The sequence below is a fragment of the Mesorhizobium sp. M7A.F.Ca.CA.004.06.1.1 genome (assembly GCF_003999135.1).
Classification (GTDB): Bacteria; Pseudomonadota; Alphaproteobacteria; order Rhizobiales; family Rhizobiaceae; genus Mesorhizobium.
In genome coordinates this window covers 1-16357 of record NZ_RZPQ01000050.1, presented here as the reverse complement: position 1 = coordinate 16357, position 16357 = coordinate 1, and the positions used below count along the sequence as shown (strand labels likewise).

The window sequence follows — 16357 nt, the reverse complement described above, 5'->3', positions numbered from 1 at the left end:
AATAGGCATCGTCGATGTCCTTGGCTGTGACCTCGATGACGAAGGTGCCGGCATAGGGGATGCTGGTCAGGATGCCTTCCTGGACCAGTTCGCGCATTGCCTCGCGCAACGGCGCGCGGCTGACCCGCATCTGTTCGGAAATCCGCAGCTCGTTGAGCTTCTGGCCGGGTGCGAGCTGCCCGGTCAGGATCGCACGCCGCAACAGCGCGACGATCTCGGCGCGTCGCGTCGTGTCCGCAATCGGACTGAAATCCGCTTTCGCCATTCGGCCACTCCCAGGGAAATCGAAAGCAAGACAAGCAGATTGTCGACAATCTAACAAGAGGTCATCTTCGGATTCTTGGGGGCCGTTGGCATGTCGGCCTTTCGGTCTCAGGCGGCACGGCCGTAGAAGCCGACCCGCTCCTCGGGGCTGAACACCACGCCGGGCTTTTCATAGTAGGAAAACACCGCGATCATGCGCTCGCGCTCGCCTTCGACCGTGGTGACGCGATGCGCGGTGTTTTTGCCGCGGAAGACATTCAGCGTGCCGGGCTTCATGCGCAGGATCTTTGCATCGGGATCGCGCCCGTCCAGCAGCCTTGCGACGCCGTCATAGTTGGGATTGCCGTCAGATCGCAGATCGGTGCGGTATTCGAGGTCGCCGCCGTATTCCGCTGCCTGCAGCAGCAGCGTCGTCGTGAATTCGGAGCGATCGAAATGCCAGTTCAAAGCCTCGCCGGCGCGATAGGCCATGACATTGGTTCGCGCCAACGGATCCTGCATGACATGCAGCCTGGTCTTGCCCATCGTCGCCGCCAGGAAGCGCAGCAGCGGTTCGTATTCGTAGATGGCGAGCACGACGCTGGCCGGAATCTGGTCGGCACAGACGGTGTGGCTGATGGTCTCCACCTTGCGCAGCGCCGGATGGTCGGGTGCAAGCTCGGGAATGTCAGGCTTGAAGTAGATGTTGTGCATCCGCTTGTGCACATGCGAGCGCGCGGCCATCACCGGCTGGATTTCGCGCACGGCTTGTTCCGCCACGCCGGGGCGCAAAAACCCTTCCAGATTGAACATGCCGTCGGCTTCGAGCGCGGCGACGGATTGTTCGACAAGGCGCTGCCATTCGGCGCTGCCTTCGCGGTCGAGCGGATAGCGGTCGAGATCGAGGATGTCTTTCATCGTCATGGCTCCGAAGGTTTCGAGCCTATGAGACGGCAAAAAAATCTTTCTCTCAACGTCGAAAATAATTAGGATTGAGCAAGAAAAACTTATGGATCTGTTGTGGAACGGTTGCCGCCGCTGAATGCGATCAAGGCTTTTGAAGTTGCCGCCCGTGCCGGCAGCTTCACCTTGGCCGCTTCTGAACTCGGCGTGTCCTCTGCAGCGGTCAGCCAGCAGATACGCAATCTTGAGAACTGGTTCGGCAAGCAATTGTTCGTGCGCACCGGCAACCGCATCGCGCTCACCGATGCCGGCCACGCTATCTATCCGCAGACCGCGAAGGCTTTGGGAGACATCGCCGCTATAGGCCAGCGTATGCTGGAGGGCGGGATGCGGACGCGCCTGGTCGTCAGCGTGCCGTTCTCGCTGGCCGAACTGTGGCTGGCGCCGAGGCTGGCGGTACTTCTCGATGCCTTTCCGCAGATGGCGATCGACGTTCGGGTCGAGGACGATCCGGTCGACCTGATGCGCCAGAACATCGACCTGCGCATCAGCTATGGCGATTATCACTATCCCGGATTGAAACTCGTCCGTCTCGTCCATGACGACGTCCTGCCTGTCTGCGCACCGGAATTCTGGCACCGGCACGGCAATGGCGATACCAGTCTGGCGGATTTGCACGAGAGCCAGTTCATCCACACCAATTGGGGGCCGAACTATGCCTCGCACCCGACCTGGGCTGACTGGTTTGCGGCCTCCGGCGGCAGCCGCTCACCCGACCCGTCGCACGGGCGGCGCGTCGGCCTGTCCAGCCTTGCGATCGCCTCGGCAAGGCTGGGCCTGGGCATCGCGCTTGGCCAGCGGGTCATGGCGCGCGCCGATCTGGAGGCCGGTCGGCTGATTGCGCTCTCCTCCGTCTCCGTGCGCCTCGGGCATCCCTACTGTGCATTCATGCCGGTGGCCAAGGCCGACCGCGCCGATGTTGCCGGTCTGGTGGAACTGCTCAGTCGAGCGGCGCCCGCGACCTGTGGGAAGGTCGGGGCGCCGCGCTGAAGCCGGGTCCTGACGGGGGTGTTCAGGTGGCCGGCTTTTCCGGTATCGGCGATACAGGCGCTCCGGGTCCGATCTTCTGCAGATTGCCCGTGATCACCTGGTCGCCCTCGGCGACGCCGCTGAGGATGGCGACCTGACCGCCGCTCGTCGGTCCGAGCGAAACCAGCCGCTGGTCGACCGTGTTGTCCTTGCCGACGACATAGAGATATTTGCCGAGCTGGCTCGAGCCCAGCGCCGTCTGCGGCACCATCAGCGCGTCGGCCTGCTCTCTCACATGCAGCCGGACACGAACATATTGGCCGGGCAGCAGCGTGAACTTGCCGTTACCGATCGTTGCGCGCGCCGTGATCGTGCCGGTCGAGCGGTCGACCGAATTGTCGATGAAGGTAAGCTCGCCCTTCTGGCTGGCCTCGGTCTGGCCGGGGAGCAGCACCTCCACTTCGATCGGGCCGTTCGCGCGGGCTTGCTCGATCTCGGCCAGATCCGTCTCGCTCGGGTTGAAGGTGACATAGATCGGATCGAGTTGCACCAGCGTGTTGAGCACGGTGCCGGCAACGCTGACCAGCGTTCCGACCGAAGCCTGGTTGCGGCCGAGACGCCCGCCAAACGGCGCCCGGATTTCAGCGTAGCTCAAATTGAGCTCTGCCGTGCGGACCGCCGCCTGATTGACCGCCAGCGACGCCTGTGCCTCGCGCAAGGTGCTGGTGCGCTGGTCGAAGCCGTCCTTGGCGAGGTAGCCGCTCTTGGCGAGCTCGGTGCCGCGACCGAGGTTGGAGCGGGCATAGTCGAGCGTCGCCGTATCGCGCTGCACTTGCGCCTTGGCCTGGTCGAGAGCCGCCTGGAAGTCGTCAGGCGAGATCTTGTAGAGAAGATCGCCTTGCCGGACGTCGACGCCGTCGGCTGCGGTCTGCTCCTGCAGATAGCCCGGAATCCTGGCCTGCAAGGTGATGCTGCGGATCGGTTCCGTCCGCGCGGCATAGTCCAGGTAGATCGGGATCGTCTTCTTGACGACACTAACCACCGGCACCGGCATGACGAATGCCGCCGGAGCAGGCGTCGCCGCGGCCGTGCCGGCATTGAGGCTGAGGTTGCCCATGTCGAGCAGGTGGACGCTGGCCACCGAGATCGCTCCCAGCGCGACGGCCGTTCCCAACGCGATTTTCCATTTACGCATGATCAGTCTCCAATCTTATTCGGCCGCTTCCGCCAGGGGGCGCAAGGCGGGCTCAGTCGTTGGTTCATTGTCTTGAGAGGCGGGCTCGTCATTGCCGCGGCGTTCGCGCAGCTGCTCGATGACCGCGTAGAACACCGGCACGAACACCAGCGACAGGATGGTCGCTGCGACCATGCCGCCGAACACGGTGGTGCCGATCGACTGCCGGCTTGCCGCGCCGGCACCGGTGGCAAACATCAGCGGCAGCACGCCGAGGATGAAGGCGAAAGCCGTCATCAGGATCGGCCGCAGCCGGAGCCGTGCCGCCTCCATCGCCGCGTCGACGATGCTGAGGCCTTCTTCGCGCCGTCGCCTTGCGAATTCGACGATCAGGATCGCGTTCTTGGCCGCCAGGCCGATCAGCATGACGAAGCCTATCTGCGAGTAGACGTCGATCTGCATGCCACGCAGCAACAGGGCCACGAAGGCGCCGAACAGGGCCAGTGGCACCGCCAACAGCACCATGAACGGCATCGCCCAGCTCTCATACTGCATCGCCAAGATCAGGAAGACGAAGACGATGGCGAGGCCGAAGACGACGGACGCGATCGATCCTGCCTTGAGCTCCTGGAAGGTGATGCCGGTCCATTCGAAACCGAAATCCCTTGGCAGCGCAATGGCGGCGGCCCGTTCCATCGCGGCAACCGCCTGGCCCGAGGAAAAGCCGGGTGCGGCACCGCCATTGATCGAGGCCGAGGCATTGTTGTTGTAATGCGGCACCGTCTCCGGGCCGACGAAGGGCACGAGTTTGCCCAGCGTCGAGAGCGGCACCATGCCGCCGGAGGCATTGCGCACATAGAGCCGCGAAATGTCGGCGGCACCCGCACGTGCATCCTTGTCGGCCTGGATGGTCACCCGGAAGGTGCGGCCGAACAGGTTGAAGTCGTTGACGTAGAGCGAGCCGAGATAGATCTGCAGCGTGTTGAAGACATCGGGCAGATTGAGGCCGAGCAGTTTGGCCTTGCTGCGGTCGAGGTCGTAGTTGAACTGCGGCGTCGAGGTCGAGAATGGCGAGAACAGCTGCTGCGGGTTGATTTCGGGCTGCTTGCGCGCCTCGGCGATCACGGCTTGCGTCGCATCGTTGAGGGCTGAACTGCCGCGGCCGGTCAGATCCTCGACGACGAATTCGAAGCCGCCTGTGGTGCCGATACCCGGGATAGAAGGCGGATCGAAGCTCAGCGCGAAAGCTTCCGGAATCTGCATCAGCTTGCCGCGCACATCGGCGACGAGCTTCGATGCACTCTGGTCGGGGCCGCGCTCCTCCCACGGCTTCAGGATGGCGAATTCGACCGCCGAATTCGACTGCGCCGCACTGGTCAGGAAATTCAGGCCGCTGATCGAGCCGACAATCTCGACGCCGGGCGTCGCCTGCAGGATGTCACGCGCCTTCTGCGCCACCGCGTCGGTGCGTTCCAGCGACGCGCCGTCGGGCAACTGGATGACGACGAAGAAATAGCCCTGGTCCTCGACCGGAAGGAAGGTCGAGGGCAGGCGCTGCCAGACGAAGTAGGTGGCGACCAGGCCGGCCGCGAACAGGCCGAGCATGATCCAGCGCAAGCGGATGAGAATGCGTACGCCATTGGCGTAGGCGTGCGATAGCCTGTCGAAGCCGGTGTTGAACCAGCGGAACGGGGCGAACTGCGTCTCGCCGCGATGCCGCAGGAAGGCCGCGCTGAGCGCGGGACTGAGCGTCAACGAGTTGAAGGCCGAGATGCCGACGGAAATCGCCACCGTCAGCGCGAACTGGTTGTAGAGCTTGCCGGAGACGCCGGGAATGAAGGCGACCGGCACGAACACCGCCATCAGCACCGCGGTGGTGGCGATGATCGGTCCGGTGACCTCGCGCATTGCGGCCTTGGTCGCCGCAAGCGGCTTGAGTCCGGCCTCCAGCTGTCGTTCGACATTCTCAACCACGACGATGGCGTCGTCGACGACGAGGCCGATCGCCAGCACCATGCCGAGCAGGGAGAGCATGTTGAGCGAGAAGCCGAGCATCTCCATGACGACCAGCGTCGCCACCAGCGACACCGGAATGGCGATGGTCGGGATGATCGTCGTGCGCCAGCTTTGCAGGAAGAGGAACACCACGGCGACGACCAGCACCAGCGCTTCGCCGAGCGTGATCAGCACGTCATGCATCGACGCCGAGACGAAGCGCGTCGTGTCGTAGTGCATTGCATAGGACACGCCCTTCGGGAAGCGGCCCGACAGCTCCTGCATCTTGTCCTTGACGCGCTGCTGCAGATCGAGCGCGTTGGAGCCGGGCATCTGGTAGACGGCGAGCACCACGGTCGGGTCCTTGCCGAAGAAGGCCGACGACGAATATTGCAGTGCGCCGAGCTCGATGCGGGCGACGTCGCGCAGCCTGACCAGCGAGCCGGTGTCGGTGTTGGCGCGCACGACGATGTCGCCGAATTCCTTTGGATCGCTCAACCGGCCGACGGCGTTGACCTGCATCTCGAAGGCGGTGCCGGCGGGGGCCGGCGATTGGCCGATCTTGCCGGCCGCCACCTGGACATTCTGCTCGGCGATGGCGTTCTGCACATCGACCGCGGTGATGCCGAGATTGGCGAGCTTGTCGGGATCGAGCCAGACGCGCATCGAATAGCGCCGCTCGCCGAAGATCTGCACATCGCCGACGCCGGGCAGGCGCTTCAGCGGATCGACCACCTGCAGATAGGCAAGGTTGCTCAGCGCCACCGGATCGACCGAACTGTCGGGCGAAGTCAGGTTGACGATGAGGACGAAGTTCGGGTTCTGCTTCTTGATCGTCACGCCGCCCTGGTTGACGATCGCCGGCAGCGACGAGGCGGCCTGCGAGACGCGGTTCTGCACGTCGACGGCGGCGGTGCTCAGCGAATAGCCGACATCGAAGGTGATGGTGATGGTCGAGGAGCCGTCATTGGAGCTCGTCGACGACATGTAGGTCATGCCTTGCACGCCGTTGATCTGCTGCTCCAGCGGCGTCGTCACCGTATCGGCCACCACTTGCGCGCTGGCGCCTGGATAGTGGGCGCTGACCACGACCTGCGGCGGCGTGATGTCGGGAAACTGCGAGACGGGCAGCAGGAAATAACAAATCGACCCGGCGAGCACCATGATGATGGCGATCGCCGAGGCGAAGATCGGACGGTGGATGAAAAAGTTTACCACGAGACGCAAGCCTCCCCGGCTGCTCTTGCCCGCCCGAAGGCGCTGGCGACGCTGGACAGTCTTTGACCGCGCTTGTCACCGAGGTCGTCCCGCGAATGCAGCAACGGCACCTCGTTGCGCTGCGCATCGGCAAGCGAGCGCAGCATCGTCTCGAAGGCGCGCGGGTCGACGCCATCGGCTCTCATGACCAGCCGGATCATCGGATCCCGGACGGCTTCATCTATGGTAAGATCGCGGCGCTGTGGCATTGGCCGGCTCCTTGTCTGTCGATTCGCAGCACGTGCTCGCGAACCGTTTTCATCTTTTCACCGGCCGAGGCCGCATGATTGGCAGTTTCTTGTCCCTCTCGTCGGCAGGGCCAGTTCACGGCCTTGTTATTGACGGTGGACGATATAGGTGTTACCAGTAAGTAACATTCTGGAAGTTACAGACCGGTAACACCCTAGTCAAGAGGTGGCCGAGGGTTTTTTGGAAACGAAAGGAGATCATGATGGCAGACGGCATCGTGGAGCGCTCTCGTCCCCGGGATCGGATCCTGGAGACGGCACGCGACATGTTCCACAAGCATGGCATCAAGGGTGTCGGCGTCGACGCCATCACCGAAGCTGCCGGCACGAACAAGATGACGCTCTATCGTCACTTCGAATCCAAGGACGAACTGATCGTCGAATGCCTGCGCGCCAATGCGGCCAAGGCGGGCGCTATGTGGGATGCGTTCGAGGCCGAATTTCCTGGTGACAAGCTTGCCCAGCTGCATGCCTGGGTTCGCAAGGCGGCTGCCATGCTCAATGCGGATGGGCGCGGCTGCGACATGGCCAACGCCGCCGCTGAGCTGACCGAGCCGGACCATCCGGCCAGGCTGGTGATCAAGGAGCTCAAGGAAGCCCAGCGCGAGCGCCTTGTGACGCTATGTCGGGATGCGGGCATCGGCCAGGCTGAACTGCTCGCCGATACGCTGTCGCTTCTGCTCGAGGGCGCGCGGGTTAGCGTGCAGACCGTGGGGTCGGAAGGTCCGAGCACGCAGTTCGTGCGCATGGCTGAAGGATTGATCGTTTCTTTCAGGGGCGCCGCCGCCGGTTGAGGTGACCTGTCGCCTGTCCATGTGCGCCATTCATCGCGTGATGACTGGGCGCGCTTTGGTGTCGCTGTGCCGTCATCCCTGTCGGCCAAACGAAAAAAGCCCGCTGCCGGGAGGAGGTGGCAGCGGGCTCGATTTTCGAATGTGGCGCGGGAGGAGGTGCACCCCATTCAGCGTCGGCATCGCATCTGGGAGGAGTAGATGGCCGACAACCAGAACCTACGAGTTGCCCAACGATTCGGCAACAAAGAAACTTGCATAGCTGCTGTGCAGATTTGCCGTGCCAATTATCGTACAAATCCGGAAACCCGGTTTAGCCAAGCCATTTCGCATTACTGCCCCGGGACGTTTTCCCTGAAGATCAAGCGCGGTTCGATGAACTTGCGCGTCAGATAGGGTGCCGAGGAGGCGATCGAGCCGAGCAGGCGGATGACCGACTGCTCCGCGATCAGCCGTGCATTCTGGTCGATGACGATATCGAGCAGGTCGTCGACGAGATGACCGCGCGTGTCCTTGGTCAGATCGTGGCAGATGAACACCGGCTTGCGGTTCGGCCTGGCCTCGCGGATCGCCTTTGCAACGCCCGAATGTCCAGCTCCGACGCAATAGATGCCAAGCAGTTCCGGCTCGTCGTGCAGCGCCTTCATGGTCTCGGTGTAGCTGGCATCGGGCTCGTCGTTGACCTCAACGGCGCTGCTGACGGTCAGATTGGGAAACTCCTCACTGAGCACCGAGCGGAAACCCATCTCGCGTTCCTCGTGGCCACGATAGGAACGTGAGCCGACGACCATCGCCAGATGGCCGGTGCGGCCGCCAAGGAAGCGTCCCATCAGCAGCGCCGCCGTTCGTCCCGCCACCCGGTTGTCGATGCCGACATAGGCCGCGCGCGGTGCCGCCGGAACATCGGACACCAGCGTCACCAGACGCATCCCGGCATCGACGATGTCGCGCAGGATGTTGCGCGTACGCGGATGATCGACGGCGATCACGCCGACGCCATTGGCCCTGAGCGACAGGTTTTCGACAGCGCTCTGCAGCGCGTTCGGCGAGATACCGGCGAGGTTGTGGATCCGGCACGAGGCGACAAGCGGCAGGCGCGCGGCGTAGTCCTCGATATGCCCGGCGAGATCGCGCATGAAGGCATTGCTGCCGATCGGCAGCAGGAATTCAAGGTGGGCGGGCCGCGAGGGCAGCGTTACCTGATCGGCGACCGGCAGATAGCCGAGCTGCTTGGCCGCCTCCATGACGCGCTGGCGGTTGGCCGCACTCGCACCCGGCCGGTTGTTGAGCACCCGGTCGACCGTTGCGGTCGATAGCCCGCAGCTACGAGCGATATCGGAGACAGTGGCTTTCATGCCGTAACCCACAGCCCGCAGTTGCGTGCGGTATCCGAAACTGTGGCTTTCATGCTGCAATCCTGTTCGCCATGCGATGGCGCGTCAGACAAGCGATGCGATCTGAGGTGACGGGTGATTGCCGCCCATCACCATTCTCAGTGCGATGGCTTGCCATCGGCGATGGCATCGCGGATCTCCTTGTCCGACATGCCGGTGATGATCCGTTCGACCTCCGCCACGCTGGTCTTCTTGGGGTCTATGTCGTCAGCAACCACCTTGCCGCGGCGCATGACGACGATGCGGTCGACCACCTGGAAGACATGGTGGATGTTGTGGGCGATGAAAATGCAGGAATGGCCGGAATCGCGGGCGCTGCGCACGAAGCTCAGCACACCCTGTGTTTCGGCGACGCCGAGATTGTTGGTCGGCTCGTCGAGAATGATCAGGTCGCTGTCGAAATGCATGGCGCGCGCGATCGCCACCGCCTGGCGCTCGCCGCCGGAGAGCGAGCCGATCGGCGTCGTCGGCGGGATGTTCTTCGAGATGCCGACCTGCTTGAGCAAGTCGCGAGCAACCGTGTTCATCGCATCCTGGTCCATCCGGTTGAGGAAGCGCGGCGGCTTGATCGGCTCGCGCCCGAGGAACAGATTGCGGGCGATCGACAGTTGCGTCACCAGCGCCGAGTCCTGGTAGATCGTCTCGATGCCGTGGGCGATGGCGTCGCTGGTGCTGCGCAGGCTCACCTTCTTGCCGCGAATGAAGATATCGCCGCTGGTCAGCGGAACGGCACCCGAGAGCACCTTGATCAGCGTCGACTTGCCGGCGCCATTGTCGCCGAGCAAGCCGACGATCTCCCGTTCATTGACATGGAAATTGGCATCCTCCAGCGCCTGCACGCGGCCATAGGACTTGCGGATGCTCGTCATGCGGATCAGTGGCTCGGCCATGGTTCAAGTCCCCGCCTGGTGCCGGCGTTCCAGCCATGAATGCAGCGCCATCATGCCGAGGATGATGGCGCCGATGAAGATGTTGTAGGCAAGACCGGGCACGCCGATCAGCACGATGCCGTTGCGCATCACGCGTAGGATCAGGATGCCGAGCACGGTGCCGATGATCGTGCCGCGCCCGCCGGTCAGGGCGGTACCGCCGATCACCACCATGGCGATGACTTCCAACTCATAGCCGGTACCGCTGTTGGGGTTGGCGGCGGAAGTGCGCAGCGAAGAGATGACGCCGGCAAGCGAGGCCATGACCGACGACAGCACGAACAGGCCGATCTTGACGCCGCTGACATTGACGCCGCGCGCCCTTGCAGCACTCGGGTTGCCGCCGGCCGCCTGGATCCAGTTGCCGGTGCGGCTTTGCGTCAGCACATAGCCGAGCCCGATCGCCGCGGCGATGAACCAGAACAGCGACATGTAGATGCGGAACGGGCCGATGAAGAAATCGCCGACCAGCACTTCCGCCAGCCAGCTGCCTTCCGCGGTCCAGGTGCGCTGCGGAAAACCATCGGTGACGAAAAGAGCGGTGCCGCGCACCACCAGCAGCATGCCGAGCGTCACCAGGAAGGACGGGATCTTGAGCTGCGTCACGAACCAGCCATTGACCAGCCCGATGAAGGCGGCGACCAGCAGCGCGGCGACAAAGCCGACCTCGAGCGAGGTCAGGCCGCTGTTGAACAGGGTCCACATCAAGACCGGCGAGAAGCCGAATAGGGAACCGACCGAGAGGTCGAACTCGCCCGATGTCATCAACAGCGTCATCGCCAGCGCGATCAGGCCGAGCTCGACCGTGAAGGCCAGCGTGTTGGAGATGTTCTGCGGCGACAGGAAGTCGTGGTTGAAACTCCAGAAAACGGCGATCTCGACGACGAGCAGCACGAAAGGGCCGAATTCCGGCCGTGCGATCAGGCGTTGGACGAGCGAATGATTTTCCACAGGCAATCCGCGACATGAGTGGAAGGCTGAGCGTTGCACATCGCGTGCGAAGGGCTCGGCGAAATGGAGAGCCAGTCGCGACCGTTGGGCGGCCGCGACTGCTAGGATTGGATGTTACTTGCCGGACAGGATGTCATCGTAGATTTGCGCGGTGTCTTTTTCGTAGAGCGCGCCGGTGATGACGTTGAAGCCCGGAGGAATGCCGCCGGCGGCCATATTGGCCAGCGAAAGCGCGACATAGCTGGTCGCCTGCGGGTCCTGCCACTGGCCGGCATTGACATAGCCGTTCAGCACTTCCTGGGTGGTGTCGAGCGAATTGCCCCAGCCGACGACCGGGATTTCGCCCGGCTTGATGCCGACCTGGTCGAACACCCGCTTGATCGAGCCGGTGACGAGATCGCCCAGGCCGATGATCGCCTTGACCTTGGCCTTGTTGGCCGTGAGGTAGTCGACCATGCGGTTGATCACTTCAGCCTGATCAAGCGTGGCTTCCGTGATTTCATAGGTGATACCGAGCGGCTCGAAGACGCTCTTGATGCCTTCTTCTTCCTGCACGCCATAGGTGGCGCCGGGGATTTCGACCGGCATCCAGACGAAGTCGCCTTTCTTCACCAGGCCTTTGTCGACCAGATACTGCGCCCAATGCTTGCCGAAGGTGACATTGTCGCCACCGACATAGGCGTTGAAGTCGGCCTTCGGATCAGGCGTGTTGAAATTGATGATCGGCACTTTCGCCGCACGCGCTTCCTTGACGATCTCGATCAGGCTGCCCGGATCGGGGCTCGTGGTGACGATACCATCGGCCTTGGCGGAGAGGGCGGCGCGAACCGCTTCCTGCTGCGAGGCGACATCGCCATTGTGGAACGAGGTGTTGACCGTGTTGCCGGTGTCCTTGGCCCATTGCTTGGCGCCGGCCAGGAAGTAGGTCCAGACCGGATCGGCCGGACCGCCGTGCGAAATCCAGTAGAACGTCTTGGCCTGTGCCGCTGCTGGTACCACCATCAGCGCCACCAACAGGCCGTATAGAACGAGTCTTAGCCGTGTCAGCATTTGATTTCCTCCCGTTTGTAGATCGTCAGTTCAAAATCCGTCCCTTGTTCCGCGTCTTTTTGCCAGCGCCGGTTGAATGCGTCAGAGCATCCCCTTTTTCGACGGATGGCAAGCCTCCATCTGCCAAGCCTCCATCTGCAGGTGTAGTGGGCGCCTGACGGGGCGTCATCAGCGGTCCCATCAGATTGCATCAGCTGAGGTGATTTTCCGACTGTCGGATAATTGGCGTGATTGTTTAGGGTCGCGCGAACGCGGCCTGCGCCGACAAGGGTCACGCCGGCGACCATCCTGCGCCCACGGGACCAGGTCCGCAGCGCTTGGCAGGGCGTCGACGACACCAGTTGCTAGATCAGATCGGCTCTGGCCAGCTCCCGCATCAGATGGCTGGCGCCGTAGGTCCAGTGCGGACAGTCCGGCGACAGCTGCACGCGGTTGACCAGCGCGCCGAATTTTTCCGACGAGATGGTGACGATGTCGCCGACCTTGTGGGTAAATCCCTTGCCCTTCTCGCCGCGATCCTTGGACGGAACGAACATGGTGCCGAGATAGAGCGCCAGCCCGTCCGGATACTGGTGGTGCGGCCCCATGGCCGCGGCGACCAGTTCCTCCGGCGAGCGGCTGATCTCCGCCATCGAGCTTGCGCCCTCCAGCGAGAACCCGTCCTCGCCCTCGACTTTCAGGCGCACGACGGCGCGCTTGACGTCATCGATGGAGAATTTGTCGTCGAATAGGCGGATGAAGGGGCCGAGTGAGGCCGAGGCATTGTTGTCCTTGGCCTTGCCGAGCAGCAGCGCCGAACGCCCTTCGACGTCGCGCAGATTGACGTCGTTGCCGATGGTCGCGCCGACGATCCGGCCGCTGGAGGCGGCGATCATGGCGATCTCGGGTTCCGGATTATTCCAGGTCGACACCGGGTGCAGCCCGACATCGGCGCCGAAGCCCACCGAGGCCATCGGCTGGCACTTGGTGAAGATCTCGGCATCGGGGCCGATGCCCACTTCCAGATATTGCGACCAGGCGCCGCGCGAAATCAGCTTGGCCTTGATCTCCATCGCTTCGGGCGAACCGGGCTTCAGCTTCGACAGGTCGTGGCCGATCAGTCCTGCGATGTCGGCGCGGATGGCATCGGCTTTTTCAGCCGAACCACGCGCCTGTTCCTCGATCACCCGTTCCAGCAGGCTGACGACGAAGGTGACGCCCGATGCCTTGACCGCCTGCAGGTCGACCGGGGAGAGCAGGTAGGGTTTTGCTGGATCGCGCCCGGTTTCAAAACTGTTGGCGGCGATGTCATCGAGCGATCCGATCGGTCTGCCTTCGGCCGAGCGGACATGCCCAGCCGGGTCGGCCATCTCGCAAAGGTCGCGCATGGTTGGTGCCGCACGCGAGGTGATGTCGAAGACCGTGCCATCGCGCACCGCGACGACCAGCGGGTATGCGGCATCGCTGCTTCTGGCGCGTCCGACAAAAAGGCCCTCTGTGGGCAGGTGGGTCGGGTTCGTCATAGCGCTCTGTCCTCTGAGTGATCGACAATGTGGCGAAGTGATCGTCAATGTGGGTTGGCCGGATCGGCGCGGCACTTTCACCGGATTCCCGTCAAAGGTCTATCCCGTCGCGGGCGATCGGAACTCTGGGTCTCCGATCGTCTCGGCGGCAGTCCACAGACGAAAGCCAGGGCGCTCTTTCAAAATTGTGAAATTCTGACTAGGATTTTCACCAATCGCAGCGCAGTCAGGTGACCTTTGGCGACAGCATTCTCCGATCCGATCTGGCGCAAGCCACAGACAGCTTCCACGTTTCAATGGCTTCCCAATGGCGAACGTGTCGATCTCGCCATCGTTGGCGGTGGCATCATGGGCTTGTCGACCGCCTTGCATGCCGCCCGGCTTGGCCTGTCGGTGCAGGTGCTGGACGCCGGCGAGATCGGCCAGGGCGCATCGGGCTTGAATGGCGGTCAGGTCATTCCCGGCCTGAAATACGATCCGGAATGGCTGCTGGAGCATTTTGGCCCGGAGCGCGGCGAGGCGCTCGTCAATTTCGCGGCGTCGACTGCCGATGCGGTGTTCGAGCTGATCCGCGACGAGAAGCTGGCGGTGCCGTTCGTCCGCAATGGCTGGATCCAGGCGGCGCACACGGAGGCCGCGCTGAAGGCGGCGGCGAACCGCGACCGGCAATGGCACGCGCGTGGTGCCGACGTCCGGTTGCTCGATGCAGCGGAGATCGCGGCCAGGACCGGTGCGCAGGGCTATCTCGGCGGCTGGCTCGACCGCCGCGCCGGTGTGATCGATCCGCTCGCCTACACGTCGGAATTTGCCCGGGTCGCGACCGCGGCTGGAGTGAGGGTAGCCGGACACCAGAAGGTGGTTCGGCTAGACAACAGCGCCGGCGTTTGGCGTGTTTCAACTGAAAACGGGGTGCAATTGCAGGCAAAGGCGGTCGTGCTGGCGACAAACGCCTATACGGACGGTCTGATCCCCGGTCTCGCTCAGACGATCGTGCCGCTGCATTCCTTTCAGATCGCCACAGCGCCGCTGTCGCCCGATCTGGCGGCCACGATCCTGCCGGAAGGGCAGGCGGTGTCGGACTCCAGGCGCATCCTCGTCTACTACCGCAAGAGCGCCGACGGCCGGCTGGTGCTTGGCGGCCGGGGTCGCATGGCGCTGCCGACGAGCGCCGGCGACTGGGCGCATCTCGAGCGGGCGCTGCGGCGGCTCTATCCCGTGCTGTCCGGTGTCGCCATCGAGAAGCGCTGGTTCGGCCGCGTGGCGATGACGCCGGACCATCTGCCGCACATCCATGAGCCGGAGCAGGGCCTGCTGGCCGTGGCCGGCTGCCAGGGTCGTGGTGTCGGCCTGATGACCGCGCTTGGCGAGCGCATCGCCGGCTACCTCCAAAGTGGCGACGCCAGGCAATTGCCTTTCCCGGTCTCGCCGATCCGGCCGATCCCGTTTCACGCCTTCCGTCAGGTCGGCGTCGCCGCGACCATCGCCTGGTACCGTCTGCTCGATGCGTTGGAGCGCTGACCAGGGCGCTTCATCTCCTTGGGGTTCCGTTAGAGGATTCTGCTTGACAGTTTCATGGATATGAAAAACTCTAAGCCAATTTCAAAATCCCGATAGGCAGGTGGATGTCGACCCTAGTTGCAACATCAGCGCCAGAGGTCCGGTCTTCTCAGGGCTTCCGGGTCGCCATGCTGCTGCCGGGCGCTCTGGTCACTTTCCTGCTGATCCTGTTTGCCCTCGGCCTCGTGCTTTTTCTCGCCTTCCGCGGCAATGACGGTTCGCTGCTCGGCGCCGGCTTCACCGTGGCGAATTTTGTCACTGTGGTGTCCGATCCGCTGTACTGGACGGTGACGCTGCGCTCGCTGATCATTGCCGCTCTGGTCACGCTGGCGACCGTCGTCACCGCTTATCCCGTCGCCTACTACCTTGCCTTCCACGCCGGCCGGCGGCGCGGCCTGCTGCTGTTCCTGGTGACGCTGCCGTTCTGGACCAGCTATCTCCTGCGCGTCTTCGCCTGGAAGATCGTGCTCGCCTACAATGGCGTTTTGAACTCGGCGCTGATCGAAAGCGGTATCTGGTCCGAGCCGACATTGGCCTTTCTCAACACGCCGGCCGCCGTCGTCGTCACGCTCGCGCACGCCTATGCACCGTTCGCCATCCTGCCGATCTATGTGGCGCTGGACACCATCCCGAAATCGCTGATCGAGGCCGCTTCCGATCTCGGCGCGCGGCCATTCACCTCTTTCCGCCGTGTCGTGCTGCCCAATTCGATGCCGGGCGTGCTGGCGGCAGCCCTTGTCGTCTTCGTGCCGACGGTCGGTGACTATGTCACGCCGGCGCTCGTCGGCGGCCCGGCCAGCACCATGATCGGCACGCTGATCCAGGCGCAATTCGGCAAGGCCAATGACTGGCCGTTCGGCGCCGCACTCTCCGTCGCCGTCATGCTGGTCATCCTGTGCGTGGTGCTGGTCGCGCGTTTCGCCGACCGCAGATTTGGCAGCCGCACATGAGCGCTGCACGCACGCAGGGAGGCGGCCGCTGGCTCGGCGTCTACGTCGTCGCCTATCTGGTCTTTCTCTATCTGCCGGTGCTGCTGATCCCGCTGTTTTCCTTCAACAACTCGATCCAGGCAGCGTTTCCACTGCAAGGCTTCACCTTGCAATGGTACGCGACACTGTTCGGCAATTCGGCGCTGACTGGTGCACTCTTGAACAGCCTCGTCATCGGCGCCATTGCCGCCACGGGCGCGACGCTGTGCGGCATCACCGTATCCTACATGGACCTCTATGGCCGCTCGCCGCTGGCCGCCACCATCAGCGCCATCGCCCGGCTGCCGATCCTGATCCCCGGCGTCATCGTCGGCATATCGCTGCTGATCCTCATCAACCTCATTG

14 protein-coding genes and 1 pseudogene are annotated in these 16357 nt (G+C 63.4%); 5 read left to right on the top strand and 10 right to left on the bottom strand.

Annotated elements, in window-relative coordinates; translation table 11 throughout:
- Together EN906_RS05725 and EN906_RS05720 are read right to left on the bottom strand one after the other, a co-directional pair.
- A partial coding sequence (locus tag EN906_RS05725; RefSeq protein ID WP_164777105.1) for a GntR family transcriptional regulator occupies nt 1-265 on the bottom strand: 265 nt, incomplete at its 3' end.
- A gap of 107 nt (nt 266-372) precedes the next feature.
- On the bottom strand, nt 373-1161 hold the full coding sequence (locus EN906_RS05720; RefSeq protein ID WP_127268583.1) for a 2OG-Fe(II) oxygenase: 789 nt from the start codon (nt 1159-1161) through the stop codon (nt 373-375).
- Between the two features lie 102 nt (nt 1162-1263).
- Between EN906_RS05720 and EN906_RS05715 the strand changes: the two genes are divergently transcribed.
- Nucleotides 1264-2196, top strand: a complete 933-nt coding sequence (locus EN906_RS05715) for a LysR substrate-binding domain-containing protein (RefSeq protein ID WP_127268584.1) — start codon at nt 1264-1266, stop codon at nt 2194-2196.
- A 22-nt stretch (nt 2197-2218) separates the two neighbouring features.
- Here the strand turns inward: EN906_RS05715 and EN906_RS05710 are convergent, their stop codons facing one another.
- The 3 genes from EN906_RS05710 to EN906_RS05700 are packed head-to-tail and all read right to left on the bottom strand — an operon-like array spanning nt 2219 to nt 6810.
- Nucleotides 2219-3370 carry an efflux RND transporter periplasmic adaptor subunit gene (locus EN906_RS05710; protein WP_127268585.1) on the bottom strand — a complete coding sequence of 384 codons (1152 nt, stop codon included), beginning with the start codon at nt 3368-3370 and terminating at the stop codon, nt 2219-2221.
- A gap of 15 nt (nt 3371-3385) precedes the next feature.
- Entirely contained in the window at nt 3386-6562 is a 3177-nt protein-coding gene (locus tag EN906_RS05705; protein ID WP_127270244.1) for a multidrug efflux RND transporter permease subunit, read from the bottom strand.
- Entirely contained in the window at nt 6556-6810 is a 255-nt protein-coding gene (locus EN906_RS05700) for a hypothetical protein (RefSeq protein ID WP_127270242.1), read from the bottom strand. The genes EN906_RS05705 and EN906_RS05700 overlap by 7 nt, the downstream gene beginning before the upstream one ends.
- 242 nt (nt 6811-7052) lie before the next feature.
- Here EN906_RS05700 and EN906_RS05695 point away from each other — a divergent pair, with 242 nt between their 5' ends.
- Complete coding sequence (locus EN906_RS05695; protein ID WP_127270239.1) at nt 7053-7643, top strand: TetR/AcrR family transcriptional regulator; 591 nt, start codon at nt 7053-7055, stop codon at nt 7641-7643.
- Nucleotides 7644-7972: 329 nt separating this feature from the next.
- Here EN906_RS05695 and EN906_RS05685 read toward each other — a convergent pair whose 3' ends face one another.
- From EN906_RS05685 to EN906_RS05665, 5 genes are all read right to left on the bottom strand, one after another.
- Nucleotides 7973-8995: a LacI family DNA-binding transcriptional regulator gene (locus tag EN906_RS05685; protein ID WP_127270236.1), complete on the bottom strand. Its 1023-nt coding sequence runs from the start codon at nt 8993-8995 to the stop codon at nt 7973-7975.
- 137 nt (nt 8996-9132) lie between these two features.
- A complete protein-coding gene (locus tag EN906_RS05680) occupies nt 9133-9924 on the bottom strand; it encodes an ATP-binding cassette domain-containing protein (protein ID WP_127269326.1) in 792 nt (263 codons plus the stop codon).
- 3 nt (nt 9925-9927) lie between these two features.
- Nucleotides 9928-10914 (bottom strand): ABC transporter permease, encoded by a 987-nt coding sequence (locus EN906_RS05675; RefSeq protein ID WP_127269325.1) that lies wholly within the window; start codon nt 10912-10914, stop codon nt 9928-9930.
- A gap of 114 nt (nt 10915-11028) precedes the next feature.
- On the bottom strand, nt 11029-11964 hold the full coding sequence (locus EN906_RS05670) for a substrate-binding domain-containing protein (RefSeq protein ID WP_013532868.1): 936 nt from the start codon (nt 11962-11964) through the stop codon (nt 11029-11031).
- Between the two features lie 344 nt (nt 11965-12308).
- Nucleotides 12309-13466, bottom strand: coding sequence for a fumarylacetoacetate hydrolase family protein (locus tag EN906_RS05665; RefSeq protein WP_127269324.1), 1158 nt, complete (start codon nt 13464-13466; stop codon nt 12309-12311).
- Nucleotides 13467-13703: 237 nt separating this feature from the next.
- Between EN906_RS05665 and EN906_RS05660 the strand changes: the two genes are divergently transcribed.
- The 3 genes and pseudogenes from EN906_RS05660 to EN906_RS05650 form a co-directional block, all read left to right on the top strand.
- Entirely contained in the window at nt 13704-14984 is a 1281-nt protein-coding gene (locus EN906_RS05660) for an FAD-dependent oxidoreductase (protein ID WP_127270233.1), read from the top strand.
- A 104-nt stretch (nt 14985-15088) separates the two neighbouring features.
- The gene (locus EN906_RS05655; protein ID WP_127270231.1) at nt 15089-15973 is read left to right on the top strand and encodes an ABC transporter permease; all 885 of its coding nucleotides are present in this window, start codon (nt 15089-15091) and stop codon (nt 15971-15973) included.
- Nucleotides 15970-16357 (top strand): annotated as a pseudogene (locus tag EN906_RS05650) (ABC transporter permease); the annotation flags it as partial. The gene EN906_RS05655 and the pseudogene EN906_RS05650, both read left to right, overlap by 4 nt.

Bases quoted from the DNA above. Each gene is read 5' to 3' on its own strand.
- EN906_RS05720 (WP_127268583.1), bottom strand. From the start codon at position 1,161: ATGAAAGACATCCTCGATCTCGACCGCTATCCGCTCGACCGCGAAGGC.
- EN906_RS05710 (WP_127268585.1), bottom strand. From the start codon at position 3,370: ATGCGTAAATGGAAAATCGCGTTGGGAACGGCCGTCGCGCTGGGAGCG.
- EN906_RS05700 (WP_127270242.1), bottom strand. From the start codon at position 6,810: ATGCCACAGCGCCGCGATCTTACCATAGATGAAGCCGTCCGGGATCCG.
- EN906_RS05695 (WP_127270239.1), top strand. From the start codon at position 7,053: ATGGCAGACGGCATCGTGGAGCGCTCTCGTCCCCGGGATCGGATCCTG.
- EN906_RS05685 (WP_127270236.1), bottom strand. From the start codon at position 8,995: ATGAAAGCCACTGTCTCCGATATCGCTCGTAGCTGCGGGCTATCGACC.
- EN906_RS05680 (WP_127269326.1), bottom strand. From the start codon at position 9,924: ATGGCCGAGCCACTGATCCGCATGACGAGCATCCGCAAGTCCTATGGC.
- EN906_RS05670 (WP_013532868.1), bottom strand. From the start codon at position 11,964: ATGCTGACACGGCTAAGACTCGTTCTATACGGCCTGTTGGTGGCGCTG.
- EN906_RS05665 (WP_127269324.1), bottom strand. From the start codon at position 13,466: ATGACGAACCCGACCCACCTGCCCACAGAGGGCCTTTTTGTCGGACGC.
- EN906_RS05655 (WP_127270231.1), top strand. From the start codon at position 15,089: ATGTCGACCCTAGTTGCAACATCAGCGCCAGAGGTCCGGTCTTCTCAG.